The 14,630-nt window shown below is 62.8% G+C and carries 11 protein-coding genes; 7 read left to right on the forward strand and 4 right to left on the reverse strand.

Annotation, left to right across the window (positions count from 1 at the left end; all coding sequences use genetic code 11):
* Positions 1–133: 133 nt before the first annotated feature.
* The 4 genes from metH to QMG80_RS18075 form a co-directional block, all read right to left on the reverse strand.
* Positions 134–3,850 (reverse strand): methionine synthase, encoded by a 3,717-nt coding sequence (gene metH / locus QMG80_RS18060; RefSeq protein ID WP_085770443.1) that lies wholly within the window; start codon positions 3,848–3,850, stop codon positions 134–136.
* The gene (gene metF, locus QMG80_RS18065; protein ID WP_085770444.1) at positions 3,847–4,749 is read right to left on the reverse strand and encodes a methylenetetrahydrofolate reductase [NAD(P)H]; all 903 of its coding nucleotides are present in this window, start codon (positions 4,747–4,749) and stop codon (positions 3,847–3,849) included. Before metF ends, metH begins: the two co-directional genes overlap by 4 nt.
* Entirely contained in the window at positions 4,749–5,780 is a 1,032-nt protein-coding gene (locus QMG80_RS18070; protein WP_085770445.1) for an ArsR/SmtB family transcription factor, read from the reverse strand. Before QMG80_RS18070 ends, metF begins: the two co-directional genes overlap by 1 nt.
* A 418-nt stretch (positions 5,781–6,198) precedes the next feature.
* Entirely contained in the window at positions 6,199–6,699 is a 501-nt protein-coding gene (locus QMG80_RS18075) for a Spy/CpxP family protein refolding chaperone (RefSeq protein WP_085773489.1), read from the reverse strand.
* A gap of 311 nt (positions 6,700–7,010) precedes the next feature.
* Between QMG80_RS18075 and QMG80_RS18080 the strand changes: the two genes are divergently transcribed.
* The 7 genes from QMG80_RS18080 (at position 7,011) to QMG80_RS18110 (ending at position 14,578) form a co-directional block, all read left to right on the forward strand.
* A complete protein-coding gene (locus QMG80_RS18080) occupies positions 7,011–7,754 on the forward strand; it encodes an SGNH/GDSL hydrolase family protein (RefSeq protein ID WP_085770446.1) in 744 nt (247 codons plus the stop codon).
* A 16-nt stretch (positions 7,755–7,770) separates the two neighbouring features.
* The gene (locus QMG80_RS18085; RefSeq protein ID WP_158658585.1) at positions 7,771–8,574 is read left to right on the forward strand and encodes an SGNH/GDSL hydrolase family protein; all 804 of its coding nucleotides are present in this window, start codon (positions 7,771–7,773) and stop codon (positions 8,572–8,574) included.
* A 10-nt stretch (positions 8,575–8,584) separates the two neighbouring features.
* Positions 8,585–10,360, forward strand: a complete 1,776-nt coding sequence (locus tag QMG80_RS18090) for a GDSL-type esterase/lipase family protein (protein ID WP_158658586.1) — start codon at positions 8,585–8,587, stop codon at positions 10,358–10,360.
* The gene (locus QMG80_RS18095) at positions 10,341–11,759 is read left to right on the forward strand and encodes an MBOAT family O-acyltransferase (RefSeq protein WP_085770449.1); all 1,419 of its coding nucleotides are present in this window, start codon (positions 10,341–10,343) and stop codon (positions 11,757–11,759) included. The genes QMG80_RS18090 and QMG80_RS18095 overlap by 20 nt, the downstream gene beginning before the upstream one ends.
* 28 nt (positions 11,760–11,787) lie before the next feature.
* Positions 11,788–12,126: a hypothetical protein gene (locus tag QMG80_RS18100; RefSeq protein WP_085770450.1), complete on the forward strand. Its 339-nt coding sequence runs from the start codon at positions 11,788–11,790 to the stop codon at positions 12,124–12,126.
* Between the two features lie 131 nt (positions 12,127–12,257).
* Positions 12,258–13,565 carry an SGNH/GDSL hydrolase family protein gene (locus QMG80_RS18105; protein ID WP_158658587.1) on the forward strand — a complete coding sequence of 436 codons (1,308 nt, stop codon included), beginning with the start codon at positions 12,258–12,260 and terminating at the stop codon, positions 13,563–13,565.
* 89 nt (positions 13,566–13,654) lie between these two features.
* Complete coding sequence (locus QMG80_RS18110) at positions 13,655–14,578, forward strand: ketopantoate reductase family protein (RefSeq protein WP_085770452.1); 924 nt, start codon at positions 13,655–13,657, stop codon at positions 14,576–14,578.
* Positions 14,579–14,630: the final 52 nt, after the last annotated feature.

Consider the following 14,630-nt stretch of genomic DNA (forward strand, 5'->3'; position numbering starts at 1 on the left):
CCCCTCGCCCCCGCCTCTCCCCGCCTGCGGGGAGAGGGAGCAGGCTGCGGGCTTCATCACGTTAGCGGCTAGGCATATGCCCCTGCGAGCATTGCGTCTAGCCGCGAGGCTCGGGCGCGCCGACCGGGCCGCCCTACTCCGCCGCCGCCTCGACCTCGCGCGCATAATTCAACACCGGCGCGAGCCAGCGCTCCATCTCGGCGACCGGGACGCCCTTGCGGCGGGCGTAATCCTCGACCTGATCGCGCTCGACCTTGCTGACCCCGAAATAATGCGCCTCCGGATGCGCAATATAGACGCCGCAAATCGTCGAAGGCGGCGACATCGCGAAAGTCTCGGTGAGCTTCGCCCCCGTGCGCTCCGCGGAGAGGAGGCGGAACAAGGTCGCCTTCTCGCTGTGGTCAGGCTGCGCCGGATAGCCGGGCGCCGGGCGAATGCCCTGATAGGGCTCGCCCATCAGCTCCTGCGGCGCAAGATTCTCGGCCGCGGCATAGCCCCAAAACTCGCGCCGCACGCGCTCGTGCATGCGTTCGGCCAGGGCCTCCACGATCCGGTCGGCGAGCGCCTTGACCATGATCGAGCCATAATCGTCGTTGGCGCGGGCGTAACGGGCCGAAATCTTCGCCTCCTCGGCCCCGGCCGTGACGACGAAGGCGCCGATATAATCGGCCTTGCCCGAGCCTTCGGGCGCGACAAAATCGGCAAGCGCGAGATTGGGCCTTGCTCCCTGGCGGGGCAGTTGCTGGCGCAGCGTGTAGAGCGTCGCGAGCCGTTCTTGCCTCGACTCGCCGGTATAGAGGGCGATATCGTCGCCCACGGAATTCGCCGGCCAGAAGCCGATCGCGGCCTTGGGCGTGAACCAGCGCTCCGCCACAATGCGATCGAGCATGGCGCGCGCGTCGTCATAAAGCGTCCTCGCCGCCTCGCCCCGCGCGGGATCGTCGAGTAGCGCCGGAAAGCGCCCCTTGAACTCCCAGGTCGAGAAGAAGGGCGTCCAGTCGATATAGGGGATGAGCTCCGCCACATCGTAGCTCGCAAAGCCCCTGACGCCGGTAAAAGTCGGCTTCGTCGGCGTGTAGGACTCCCAGTCGAGCTTCGCGGCGTTGGCGCGCGCGGCGGCGATCGGAACCCTGTTCTTGTCCGCCTGCGCCTTGGCGTGGACCTCTGCGACACGCTCATATTCGTCGCGTGTCTTGGCCTTGTAGTCGCCGCGCGTCGCGGATAGGAGCGCCTGCGCGACGCCCACCGCACGGCTTGCGTCGGTCACATAGACCGCCTGGCCACGTCGATAATTGGGGCTGATTTTCACGGCCGTATGAACCCGGCTCGTCGTCGCGCCGCCGATGAGAAGCGGCGTCTCGAAGCCTTCGCGTTCGAGCTCCGAGGCGACGAAGCACATTTCGTCGAGCGAAGGCGTGATCAGTCCGGACAGACCGATCAGATCGACCTTTTCGTTGCGCGCCATCTCGATGATCTTCGCCGCAGGCGTCATCACGCCGAGGTCGATCACCTCAAAGTTATTGCAGCCGAGCACGACGCCGACGATGTTCTTGCCGATGTCGTGCACATCGCCCTTGACGGTCGCGAGCAGGATCTTGCCGGCGCTGGAGCGCTGATCCTTGTCCTTCTCCATATAGGGAAGCAAATGTGCGACGGCCTGTTTCATCACGCGGGCGGATTTGACGACCTGCGGCAGAAACATCTTGCCCTGGCCGAAGAGATCGCCGACGACGTTCATCCCGGCCATCAGGGGGCCCTCGATCACATCGAGCGGCCTCGTGGAAGCTATGCGCGCTTCCTCGACGTCCGCCTCGATATAGTCGGCGACGCCGTTGACCAGCGCATATTCGAGCCGCTTCTCGACGGAGGCCTCGCGCCAGGCCGCGTCCTTCTCTTCCCGCTTGGCGCCGGCGCCCTTGAATTTCTCGGCGAGCGTGACGAGTCGTTCGGTTCCGTCCTTGCGGCGGTTGAGCACCACGTCCTCGCAGGCCTCGCGCAGCTCGGGGTCGATCTTCTCATAAACGGCGAGCTGGCCGGCGTTGACGATGCCCATGTCCATCCCCGCCTGGATGGCGTGGTAGAGGAACACGGAATGCATGGCCTCGCGCACCGGCTCGTTGCCGCGAAACGAGAAGGAGAGATTCGAGACGCCGCCCGAAACATGGACGAGCGGCATCGCCTCCTTGATCGCCTTCGTGGCCTCGATGAAGTCGACGCCGTAGTTCTCATGCTCCTCGATCCCGGTCGCGACCGCGAAGATGTTGGGATCGAAGATGATGTCCTGAGGCGGAAAGCCCACCTCCTCGACCAGGATCTTATAGGCGCGCTTCGCGATCTCGACCTTGCGCTCGAAGGTGTCGGCCTGACCTTTCTCGTCGAAGGCCATGACGACCATAGCGGCGCCGTATCGGGAAACTTTCCTGGCCTCGTCTCGGAATTTCTCCTCGCCTTCCTTGAGCGAGATCGAATTGACGACGCCTTTGCCCTGCAGGCATTTGAGCCCGGCCTCGATGACCTCGAACTTGGAGCTGTCGACCATCACCGGCACGCGGGCAATGTCCGGCTCGGCGGCGACGAGATTGAGGAAGTCGACCATCGCCTGCTTGGAGTCTAGCAGGCCCTCGTCCATGTTCACGTCGATGACCTGCGCGCCGTTCGCCACCTGATCGCGCGCGACGTCGAGCGCCGCGGCGTATTCGCCGGCCGTGATGAGCTTTCTGAATTTCGCCGAGCCGGTCACATTGGTGCGCTCGCCGACGTTGACGAAGGGGATATCGCTCGTGAGCGTGAAGGGCTCGAGGCCCGAAAGCCGCAGAAGCGGCGGGATCTCCGGAATCTCGCGCGGCGCGACGCCTTGCGCCGCCTTCGCGATCGCGGCGATGTGATCGGGCGTCGTGCCGCAGCAGCCGCCCAGCACATTGACGAGGCCCGAGCGCGCGAATTCGCCGACGAGCTCGGCCATATATTCCGGGCTCTCGTCATAGAGCCCGAACTCATTGGGAAGGCCGGCGTTGGGGAAGGCGCAGACGCGCGTGTCGGCCGCGCGGCCGATCTCGACGATGTGCTGACGCATCTCTTTTGCGCCGAGCGCGCAATTGAAGCCGATCGAGAAAGGACGCGCGTGGGCAAGCGAATGCCAGAAAGCGCGGGCCGTCTGGCCCGAGAGCGTGCGCCCGGAAAGATCGGTGATCGTGCCCGAGATCATGATCGGGAAGCGCGTGCCGACCTCGTCGAACGCGTCCTCGAGCGCCGCGATAGCGGCCTTGGCGTTCAGCGTGTCGAAAATCGTCTCGACGAGCAGAATGTCGGCGCCGCCTTCGATGAGGCCGAGCGCCGCTTGCTTATAGGCGGCGCGAAGCTCGTCGAAGCTGACGGCGCGAAAGCCCGGATTGCTCACGTCCGGCGAGATCGAGGCGGTTCGATTCGTCGGCCCGATCGAGCCGGCGACGAAGCGGGCGATGCCCGTCTCACGGCCGATTTCCTCGCAGGCGCGGCGCGCAAGCCTTGCGCCTTCGCGATTGAGCTCCGATACGATCGCCTCGAGCCCGTAATCCGCCTGCGCGATCGTCGTCGCCGAAAAGGTGTTGGTCTCGATGATGTCGGCGCCGGCGCGCAGATATTGGCGGTGGATCTCCAGAATCGCTTCCGGCTGCGTAAAAATCAGGAGATCGTTGTTGCCGCGCAGATCCTTGTGATGATCCTTGAAGCGCTCGCCGCGAAAATCCTCTTCGCTGAACTTGTGGCGCTGGACCATCGTCCCCATCGCGCCGTCGAGGATCAAAATGCGCTCGCTGGCGCGCGTTTCGAGGGCCTCCAGAATCGAAGGGCCATGGGCTTTGTCGAAAGTCATGCTTCAACCTTTTCGCGGACGGGCCTCACGCCGAGGAGATGGCAGATGCCGAAAACGAGATCGGCGCGGTTGTTCGTGTAAAAATGGAACTCGTTGACGCCGTTCTTGACGAGATCCATCACCTGCTCGACGACCGTCGCCGCCGCGACGATCGCGTGGGTCTCTTGATCATTCTCGAGTCCCTCGAACCGATCGGCGAGCCAGGCGGGCACGCTCGCGCCGGCCTTTTTGGCGAAGCCCGAGACCTGCTTGAAATTGCGCACCGGCATGATGCCCGGCACGATCGGGATCGTGATCCCGCGGGCGCGAGCGCGCTCCAGAAAGCGCAGATAGACCTCGTTCTCGAAGAAAAACTGGGTGATGGCGCGCGTCGCGCCACAGTCGATCTTCGCCTTCAGCGCGTCGATGTCCTGATCGATCGATCGGCTCTCGGGATGCCCCTCGGGATAGGTCGAGACGGAAATCTCGAAATCGGCGATGGCCTTGATTCCGCGCACGAGGTGGCTCGACGACGGGTAGCCCAGCGGATGCGGCATGAAGGGGCTTCCCACGCCCCCGGGCGGATCGCCGCGCAAGGCCACGATGTGGCGCACGCCCGCCTCCCAATAGGCGCGGATAATGCGATCGGTCTCCTCACGGGTTGAGGCGACGCAGGTGAGATGCGCGGCGGGCTTCATCCCCGTCTCGCGAGCAATGCGCAGCACGATCGCATGGGTGCGCTCGCGCGTTGTGCCGCCAGCGCCATAGGTCACCGAGACGAAGCGCGGATGCAGCGGCTCGAGACGCTTCACGCTGGCCCAGAGTTGCGTTTCCATCTCCGGGGTCTTCGGCGGAAAGAATTCATAGGAGATGACGAATTCGCCCTTGGGCGAGAGCGGGTGGCGCGGTTCGATCGACATCAGACGGTCTCGACGGCTTTGGAAGAAACGATGTCGGTGACAATGCGCGGATCGCGAGCGACCCACAGCGACACGGTCAGTTTCGCGCCCTCGCGCGCATCGGGCTCGAGGTCACGGTGCGAAATCATCTCCAGCCCGGCGCGACCGACGAGGTCGGAAATCTCCTCATGCGAGAAGCCGAGGCGACGATGGGCGTGCTCGGTGCGCAGGCTCTCGTCGTTATGCGGAGCGAAGTCGACGATGACGAGCCGGCCGCCCGGCGAGAGTATCCGCGCCGCCTCCTTGAGCGCGCGCGCCGGATCCTCGAGATAATGCAGCACTTGATGCATGACCGCGAGATCGCAGCTGTCGCGGGTCACGGGCAGCGCATAAAGGTCCCCCTGGCGCAACTGCACATTGCGCGCTCTGACCTCCTCCATGCGGCCGCGCGCGACGGCGAGCATCGCCGAGGAAAGATCGACGCCGACGGCCCGATCGGCCTGCGGCGCGAGGAGCTCCAGCATGCGTCCGGCGCCCGCGCCGAGATCGACGAGCTGACGAATATGGCCCTCGCCGACGGCCTCCATGATCGCCGTCTCGACCCGCGATTCCGGGACATACATCGAGCGTATGTCGTCCCACTCGTCTGCGTGCTCGGCGAAATAGCGCGCGGCGCTCTCGGCGCGCGCGGCGCGCGTCTCGGCAAGCCTTGCTGCGTCAGCGGCGAGAATCGGGTCCCTGGGATCGACCGAACCGAGAAGCTTTCGCGCCAGGGGGCCCGCCGACCCAGATTGGGCGAGTCGGAAAAAGGCCCAGGCGCCTTCGCGGCGGCGCTCGACGAGGGCCGCCTCGACGAGCAGCTTGAGATGGCGGGAGACGCGCGGCTGCGACTGGCCGAGGATGGCGACGATCTCGCTGACGGTGAGCTCGCTTTCGGCGAGCAGGAGCAGAAGGCGCAGCCGCGTCTCCTCCGCCGCGGCGTTCAGCGCGGCGAGGGCGGCGTCGAATTCCAGCAGGTCGGGATCGTTCACGGCGCGCTCCAAATGAAACATAAAGATATCTATATACGTTGATTTTAAGAAAGGCAAGCGTGTGCCCGAGGAGCGACGCCGAAGGGAAAATGGCGTCCAAACCTGGGATTACATCGTAAGCAGCCCGATTCAGGCGCGAGCCTTGCCCGGCTTCAGACGCTCGTCGCTCTTCCCTGGGCTCGCCAGTCGATTCCGACGAGCCTTATCCGGTGGACCGCTCTGCTCAGACGTCTAAAGTTCCCGGGAGTCCCGGCCGCATTGCGCCGGGAAACGGGCGGCCGGCCAATCTCGAGGCTGACCTTAGAGCGCGATGCGAGAAAGTGGAAACTAGTTTCTCTCACAAGTCGCGCTCTAAATTTTTGAAACCGATCACATTTACTGCGTTCAGGCGATTCGGCCTGAACGCAGCGTGATCGAGCCGCGGCGTTCTGCGGAGCCGCTAATCTTCATGATCGCCAGAATGCTCGCCCCAATGCCCCATATGCTCATGCTCGTGGCGCATATGATGCACGAGAATGACGAGGCGGTGCTTTTGGGCGTCGTCCAGGCTTTCGTAGAGCGGCTTGGCCGCATCGGCGAGCTTGCCGAGATCTCCGCCTAAGATCTCCATTGTCTTTGCATGAAATTGAAGGCCTTCAATGAAGTTGCGATGGCCTTCCTGCTCCTTGAATTTCTCGTGCCATTCCGCCTTGCGAGCCGCTTTCGCCTTTGAAAATTCGCGGATGGCGGCCTCCACCGGCGGCCAGTTCTTTTCCTGCGCCGGCGTGAGCTTCAATCCGGCCTTCAGCGCGGCCACTCGGGCGTCCAGGAAGGCGCTCTTGTCCTCCTCCGATAGTTTCCAGCCGCCGTGCTCTTCCTCCGGGGCCGCGGTCGCCGCAGGGGGAAGCTGCGGCAGCAAGAGGGCCGCAGCCGTCAAAGCGATCGCCAGTCGCTTGTTCATTTTCGAGTCTCCATCTTGGGGGTGCGGGCGCGAGGCCTGCCGGAAGCTGTAAATGGGCTCCGCCGTGAAGTCTTCCAGTTCGAGCGACGCCCCGCCTCCGCCGCTCTCGCGGCTCACCCTATTGCGTCGCACGCCACGCCCCTGACGACGATCCCGCTCTCGCCACAATGAAACTCCTCAAGGCCCCGTTTCAGTCAAATTTTGACCCGATAGCTTGCCGAAGAATCCCTTAAGCAAGGCGTAACCAGCCTTATGGAAGGCTTAACCTTTACAATCTACAAACAAAATCAAGTCGACGACGAGGGGCTGCAATGATTTCATTCAAAGACGCCGTCACGATTCCTAGGTCGATCCGCTCGCTCACCTTTAGCGCTTTGGGCGGATTGGCTGCGCTGCTTTGCTGCGCCTCTCAAAGCTACGCCTCGAAGGCCATCGTGATCGGCGACAGCATCGGGGTCGGCATATCGATGGCGGGACATGTTCCCCGCCTGGCGCATAACAGCGTGACCATCCGCAGCGCCGACGCGCTCTCGCAGTTGAAGCGCGTGCCGCATGACTCGGTGGCGATCATCAGCCTTGGCACGAACGACGCCGTGGGCTCGATCAAGGGTGTGGAGAGCGGCATCGACAAGATCGTCGCCTTCGCGAAGAGCGAGGATCTGCACGTCGTGTGGGTCGGCCCGCCCTGCGTGCGCAAAGGCTGGAACAAGAACGTCGCCAAGCTCGACGAGATCCTGAAGACGCGCCTGGCCGGCAAGATTCCATACGTCAGCGCCGCCGATACTGCGCTCTGCGAAGGGGATCTCCGCGCCGGCGACGGGGTGCATTTCAACATGCGCGGCTATTCGATGCTCTGGGCGCGGGCGAGCGAAGCGGCTGGCGTCCCGATCGAGGCCGGCAAGGCGGATCAAGGGGACGATTCGGGGTCCAAGGGCTCGAAGCGAAAGCGGGCGCACGCGAAGAAGCGTCATGCGCCCCAGAAGGATCCCGCAGAACAGGCGGCGCTCGAGCCGGCCCCTGCGGGCGACGCGCATGCGGAAGTCGCCTCAAAGTAATCGCGGCGGAGCTTTGATGATGTTTTCGATCCTCCCGCCCACGCGTCGCGGCCTTCTGCGTCGCGGACTGCAACTTTCCTGCGGGGCCGCCGCGACTCTCTTGGCGGCGCCAAGCTTCGGCCAAGAGGCCACGAAGGGCGAAATCCGCATCGCCTGCGTCGGCGACTCGATGATCGACGGCGTATGGGGCGGCCTTCTCAGGCTCGTCTCGAAAGAGGCGTGCCTGAAGCCGCGCATCAAGCTCGGCCGCTACGGCGAGAATGGAACCGGATTGACGCGCCCCGACCGCTACAGCTGGCCTGAGGCGATGACCGATATCTTCGCCGAGTTCAAGCCGGATCTCATTCTCGTGTCGATGGGGCTCAACGATCGCCAGGGCGTCGTGAATCCCAAGACCAACACGCGCGTGGTCTTCGGCGCGAAGGATTGGAGCCAGGCCTATGAGGCGGAGGTCTCGGCCTTCTTGAGCAAGGCCTCCACTGCGCCGGCTGGGCTCATCTGGCTCGGCATCCCTGTCTTGAGGGATCAAGCCGCGCAGGCCGAGTCGACTGAGATCAACCACATCTATGCGCATGCGATCGCCGCCCTCAATAATAAGAAAGCGGTGTTCGTCGACGCCTGGCGCCAGGATGGTTCTAAGGGAGATGTTTTCCAGGCCTACGCCCCGGATGCGAGCGGCTCGAAAGTACAAATCCGAACTCAGGATGGCGTTCATTTCACCCCGGCCGGATACGACATGATCTCCGCCTATTTGTTGCCAAAAATAATTGCTCAACTCAGCGCCAATGGCATCGAAGTCGCGTATCCCTGTCCAAGCTGAGGACGAAACGATGAAGACGAGAGTCCCGGCTACGACGAAATCCCTCATTCTTCTCGGGTCGTCGCTCGCCTTATGCGCGGGCGCCGCAGGATTTTTCCTGCCCCGCTCGGCCGACGGCGCCATCGCGCCAGCGCAGAAGAACCTGTCGCAAGCCGTACGGGACGAAGTCGACAATGTTATCTTCGGCTCGGCGGTGCTTCATGCTTCCTTGCGCCTGGCGGCCGAGAACCGCCGTTTGGGCCTGGGAGAGAGGGATTTGGCGCCCACATCCCGAAAGGAAGCCGCCGAGACGTCGCCGAGCGACAGCGCCAATATCGCCGACGCGCCGGAGGAAGCCGATGATTTCGCGCAGCTCGGTCAAGACGCGTCTGAGGCCTTCGCCGTGGCGAGCAATGACGTCAAGGGGATCGCGCCGCCCAAGAAGCGGGGCGGTCTGACGATCTTGCAGATCGGCGACAGCCACACCGCGGCCGATTATTTTACCGGCGAGATCCGACGCCTTTTGCAAAGGCGGTTTGGCAACGGCGGTCCAGGATATCTTGAAATCGGCCGGCCGCATCCGGGCGTGCGCAGCGCGATCGTGAACGTCGCCGTGAGCTCGGGCTGGGGCTATTCCGCTCTGCAAAAATCCGAAGATTCCGCGCGTTATCATCTATCGGGCTTCGACGCGCAAACCCGGCGCGCCGGCGAAACGCTCAAATTCACGCCCGCCGAGCCCGCCGCTTATGACAGCATCGAGATTCAGACCCTGTCGGGCCCGGAGCACGGCGACATCGAGGTTTCGATCAACGATCAGCCGCCGACGCGCTACAGCCTGAAGAGCGACGAGGACGGGCGGCAGCTGTTCACGATCCGCCCGAACAAGGCGGGGAACACGCTGCAGAAGCTGCAGATCAAGACGGTGAACGACCGGCCCGTGACGATTTCCGGCGTCGGCGTCTTCAATCGCCGCAGCGGCGTCTCCTACAGCAATGTGGGCTTCCCCGGAGCGACGATCGACATCGTCAACAAATATGACGGGGAGATGCTAGAGCAGGAGCTCAAGAGCCTCGCTCCGCAGATTGTCGTCCTCGCCTTCGGAACGAATGAAGGATTCAACGACAACCTCGACCTCGAGCGTTATCGCAGCCACTATCGCTCGGTCATCCAGAAGATCCGCGCGGCCTCGCCCGGCACGCGCATCGTCTTGGTCGGGCCCCCGCAGGCCAATCGCGTTCCCGCCGGCTGCCTGAAGCCTGGGGCTTGCGGAGAGAAGACGGCCGAGAAGCCCGCGACGACCGCGCCGGCCCCGGTCGATGCGCAGACCCTCGCCGCCGTCGCCGACAAGCCTTCGCCGAAGCCCGAAGGCGCGACCGCCGATAAGCCCGCGGACAAGCCGCAAGCGCCGGCGGCAGAGAAAAATTCGCAGGCGCCGGCTGCAGAGAAAAATTCAGCCGAGGCGCCCGCCGTCGATAAGAACAAGACCGCCGAGGCGCCCGCCGACAAGAAAAAGCTGGCCAAGGCTCAGAATTGTCCCTTCCCGACCCCGCCGCGCCTCGACCCGGTGCGCGAGGCGCAGAAGGAGCTCGCGAAGCAGGAGCAGGTCGCCTTCTGGGATTGGGCGAGCATCATGCCGCAGAGCTGCGGTCCGCAGAAATGGGCGTCGGCGAACCCGCGTCTCATGGCTGCCGATCACGTGCACTTCACGCCGGAGGGCTACCGGATCGGCGCCCGCGCCTTCACGACCTTCCTGATGCCCGTCATCAATCAGCTCAGGTATCGGAAATATGCTCTTTCCAACAATTGACTTCCTCCTTTTCTTCGCGGTCGTTTTCCCAATCACCTGGTTGCTGAACGATAAAAACACGCTGAAAAAGGCGTTTCTGGTCCTCGTCAGCTACGCATTCTACGCCTCTTGGAATTGGCGTTTCGCCTTCCTGCTCTTCTTTTCGTCGACGGGAAACTATCTCGCCTGCCGACTGCTTTCGGCGACGACCTCCCCCTCGCGGCGCAGCCTGATCACCGCCGCAGCCGTAACGCTCAACCTGCTCGCGCTCGCCTATTTTAAATATTTCGATTTCCTCGCCGCCGAGCTCATGAATGCGGCGGGCTTCCTCGGATTCAATTTGGAGATCAACGCGACAGAAGTCCCTCTCCCGGTCGCTATCTCCTTCCTGACCTTTCACGGCATTTCCTATGTTCTCGACGTGTCGCGCAAAAAGGTCGACGCGTCGAAGTCGCTGCTCGACGTCGTCCTCTACATGGCCTTCTTCCCGCATCTCGTCGCCGGCCCCATCGTGCGCGCGGCGGATTTCCTGGGCCAGCTGTCAAAAAAGTCCGACCCCGAGCACATCGATATTGCGAATAGCCTCTTTCTGATCCTCGGCGGCCTCGTCAAGAAGGTCGTCATCGCGAGCCACATTGCGACCTTGTTCGTGGACCCCGTCTTCGTCAATCCGTCGGACTTCGGGCGACTCGACCTGATCCTCGCCGCCTATGGCTACGCCATCGTCATTTACTGCGACTTCAGCGCCTACACGGACATCGCCATCGGCGTCGCGAATCTCTTGGGCTATCAATTCCCCCAGAACTTCAATCAACCCTATCGCGCGACAAGCCTGCGCGACTTCTGGCGCCGTTGGCACATGAGCCTCTCCTCCTGGCTGCGCGATTATCTCTACATCCCGATGGGCGGCGACCGCGGCGGGCGATGGGCCACCTATCGCAATCTGATGGTCACCATGCTGCTCGGCGGCCTGTGGCATGGCGCCGGCACGCAGTTCATCATCTGGGGCGGTCTGCACGGCTTCTGGCTGGCGCTCGAACGATTCTTGAAGGAAACATTCGGCTTCGACAGCTCGAAAGGCCCTCTCGCCATTCGCTTGCTCGGTTGGTTCGTGACTTTTCAAGTCGTCTGCGCCGCCTGGATCTTCTTCCGCTGCCCGACGTCTTCCGCGGCGTTTGACTATTTCGGATTGATCCTGCGTGATTCGGGGGGGCCCGTGACGGCGACGCCTTTCGTCATCATCTTGATGCTGCTCGGCTTCGCTACGCAATTGACACGGCCGCAAAGTTACGAAACCTTGGTTCGCTGGTACGCGGACGCTTCTCTGTCGATCAAGGTCGCGGTTCCGAGCCTCACCATCCTGTGCGTCGGAATTTTTGGGCCGAAGGGCGTCGCTCCATTTATCTACTTCCAGTTTTGACCCCGAATGAGGACGAGGCGGCGCCAATATGACGGACGAAAGCGAGATCTGGCCAACGGGCGTCCATTCCAGCGCCCCGTCCGAGAGGTTTGCCGCGTTCTCGTTCGCGCGCCTAAAACTTTCGCGTCCGGCGCAAGTCGCCGTCGTCGTCTATGCGACGATGCTTGTCCTGCTCCTCGCCAACCCGCGGGCTTTGGTGGATTGGATCGCCGATCTCCCGCAAAATGCGATCACGGAGACGGCGCGATCCGCGGCAGAGAAAATTGCCGAGGTTTCCTCGAGGCTGGGGCTTTCCGAGCCCTATGGAGCGGCGCGCGAGGCTTTCTTGAGATCCGGCTGGATCAAGCGTGACAGAGGCCAGCGCTAGGGCATGTCAGGGCAATCTGCGAATTTGGCCAGAACGATCCGAGTTGGCTAAGGCAAGACCATGCAGGCCCACGAATCCCTTCAATCCTACCGCTCGATCAGCCCAGGATCCAATCGCGTCTTCGGTTTGACATGAGCGGCGCAGCACGGATCGTCGGCAATAGCCTTATCGTAACGATACTCATATTTCTTGCCCTCGCTGTCATCGAGCTGGCCGCTCGAATCGTCGACACCCCAAACGCTGAGAGAAAGAAACAACAACAAACGTCGACTATTTCCAAGGAAGCTATTGATAATATCATTAAAAATATAGCTATCGCTTATGATGGCCGGTACACCGAGGAACAAATCCTCAAAATGTTCCCGCTCTTACAAGATCAGCTACGATATAGGCCATGGATTCAGATCGGGAACGCCGACCATAACAACCCGTTCTCTGTCGTCGAGAAGGGAATTCGCAAGAGCTTGGCGAGCGGCAAATGCGCCGAAGCGTCGGGGCCCGGGAAAGGCGCCGAAGGGAAATCGGAAGTCATCTGGTTTTATGGCGGATCGACCGTCTACGGGATCGGCGTTCCCTGGTGGGACACCATCCCCTCGAAATTTGTGGAGGAAGCGGATCGAAGCGGCGTCTGCATCATCGCCGTCAATTACGGTGTTCCCTACCACTACTCACGCCAGGAGGCGATATACTTCGCCTCGAATTTAATGAATGAGCCCAGGCCCGATGCGGTTGTGTTCCTGGACGGGCTGAATGAGTTTTTCCAGCCAGGCTCGACGATCCGAGCTGAGCCTTTTTTCACGCCTACACTCGACAAGCTCGTGCCGGTCGGCTCGGAGCCGGGAGCGGATTCAAGAACAAACCAGACGCCGGGGATCCTTTCCCGACTCTCTTCCCTTGCTCGAAATCTCCAGGCTCTGAGGTGGCTGGGGTTGTCGCCGGGCCCGACAGATTCGATCGCAATTCGCGAAGAGGCCTACAGCAACAGAAATCCGCCCGACTCCAAGGCGCTCGCCACTGACGAGCAAGTCTCACAGGCGATCGTGGATCGCTATCTCGCGACGAGGCGCTTTCTCTCCAAGCTCTGTGAGAGCTATGGAACGAAGTGCTTCCAATTTCTCCAGCCGGTCCCGGCCGTCGATTATCGTCCGCAGGCGTCAGAGGTCGTGACCGAACCGGCAAGAAAGCTGCCCGAGCCCGCCAACCGGTTTGTGACGGGCTATTCGATCTTGAGGAAACATTTTGCGGCCAAGGACGCCCCATGCGCGGCAGAGCCGAAAGGGATGGTCGAAGTAGACCTGTCGTCTCTGTTCAAAAGCTATGACGGCATCCCCTATGTGGATTACGGACATTACGCGCCACGGGCCAACAAGCTTATTGCGGCGGAGATGTCGCGTTGCGTCCTTGCGCGATCGGAGGCCGCTCGGGGCCCTGGAGAGTAGAGAGCAGCGCGCGGCTCGGGGGCTTGACCGCTGGCGCGCCGCGCTCCACATCGCTCGCAAGCTGACGCCTCAATCTCACGGGCTTCCCTATGCGCATTCTGATCCTCGGCGCTGGAGCCGTCGGCGGCTATTTTGGCGGGCGCCTTGCCGAGGCCGGCGCCGACGCGACCTTCTTCGTCCGCCCGGCCCGTGCGCGCCTGCTTGCATCGCGCGGCCTCCGCATCGACAGTCCCGCCGGAAGTCTTGTCAGGGACGTCAAGAGCATCTCGGACCCCGGCGCGCTGGCGCCCTTCGACCTCGTTCTCTTGACCTGCAAAGCCTACGACCTCGACGCCAGCCTGAACGATATCGCTCACGCCGTCGGACCGTGCACGACGATCCTGCCGCTGCTCAATGGCCTCGCGCATATGGAAAAGATCGCGGCGCGCTTCCCGCAGGCGAGGCTTTGGGGCGGCGTCGCCCGCATCAGCGCGGCGCTCGACGACGACGGAGCGATCCGTCACGCAGACAGTTTCGCCCGCATCGACTTCGGCGCGCGCGACGGACGCGCCGACGCGCTCGCTGACCAACTCGCGGAGCTCTATGCGAAGACGCCGGTGATCGCGGCCCACAATCCGAATATCCTGCGCGAAATGTGGGACAAGCTCGTGTTTCTCGCGACCCTCGCCGGCATGAACACGCTCATGCGGGCGCTGATCGCCGATATCATGGCGACGCCCGCGGGCGAGCGACTGATCAATCAGATGCTTTCCGAATGCGCGAGCGTCGCGCGCGCGGAAGGATTCGATTTTGACGAAGCCCGCGTCGCGCAGCACGGCGACAGCCTGACGAAACGCGCGGCCAATATGAAATCGTCGATGCTTCATGACATCGAGCATGGCGCCCCGACGGAAGGCGAGCATATACTGGGCGACCTTCACGCGCGCGCGCGCCAGCACGGCGTGAGCGCGCCGCTTCTCGAGATCGCGCTGACGCATGTGCGGGCCTATGAGGTCCGGCGCGCGAGGCGCTGAACGAGCGACACAACGGCCTAGCTTGGTTTTCTCTCGGCAAAATTCACGAGTC

Origin of the sequence: Methylocystis bryophila, from assembly GCF_027925445.1 — a bacterium.
Classification (GTDB): domain Bacteria; phylum Pseudomonadota; class Alphaproteobacteria; order Rhizobiales; family Beijerinckiaceae; genus Methylocystis; species Methylocystis bryophila.

Coding starts and splice junctions, on each gene's coding strand:
- QMG80_RS18105 (WP_158658587.1), top strand. CDS start 12,258: ATGAGCGGCGCAGCACGGATCGTCGGCAATAGCCTTATCGTAACGATA.
- QMG80_RS18100 (WP_085770450.1), top strand. CDS start 11,788: ATGACGGACGAAAGCGAGATCTGGCCAACGGGCGTCCATTCCAGCGCC.
- QMG80_RS18110 (WP_085770452.1), top strand. CDS start 13,655: ATGCGCATTCTGATCCTCGGCGCTGGAGCCGTCGGCGGCTATTTTGGC.
- QMG80_RS18075 (WP_085773489.1), bottom strand. CDS start 6,699: ATGAACAAGCGACTGGCGATCGCTTTGACGGCTGCGGCCCTCTTGCTG.
- QMG80_RS18070 (WP_085770445.1), bottom strand. CDS start 5,780: ATGTTTCATTTGGAGCGCGCCGTGAACGATCCCGACCTGCTGGAATTC.
- metF (WP_085770444.1), bottom strand. CDS start 4,749: ATGTCGATCGAACCGCGCCACCCGCTCTCGCCCAAGGGCGAATTCGTC.
- QMG80_RS18095 (WP_085770449.1), top strand. CDS start 10,341: ATGCTCTTTCCAACAATTGACTTCCTCCTTTTCTTCGCGGTCGTTTTC.
- QMG80_RS18090 (WP_158658586.1), top strand. CDS start 8,585: ATGAAGACGAGAGTCCCGGCTACGACGAAATCCCTCATTCTTCTCGGG.
- QMG80_RS18080 (WP_085770446.1), top strand. CDS start 7,011: ATGATTTCATTCAAAGACGCCGTCACGATTCCTAGGTCGATCCGCTCG.
- metH (WP_085770443.1), bottom strand. CDS start 3,850: ATGACTTTCGACAAAGCCCATGGCCCTTCGATTCTGGAGGCCCTCGAA.
- QMG80_RS18085 (WP_158658585.1), top strand. CDS start 7,771: ATGATGTTTTCGATCCTCCCGCCCACGCGTCGCGGCCTTCTGCGTCGC.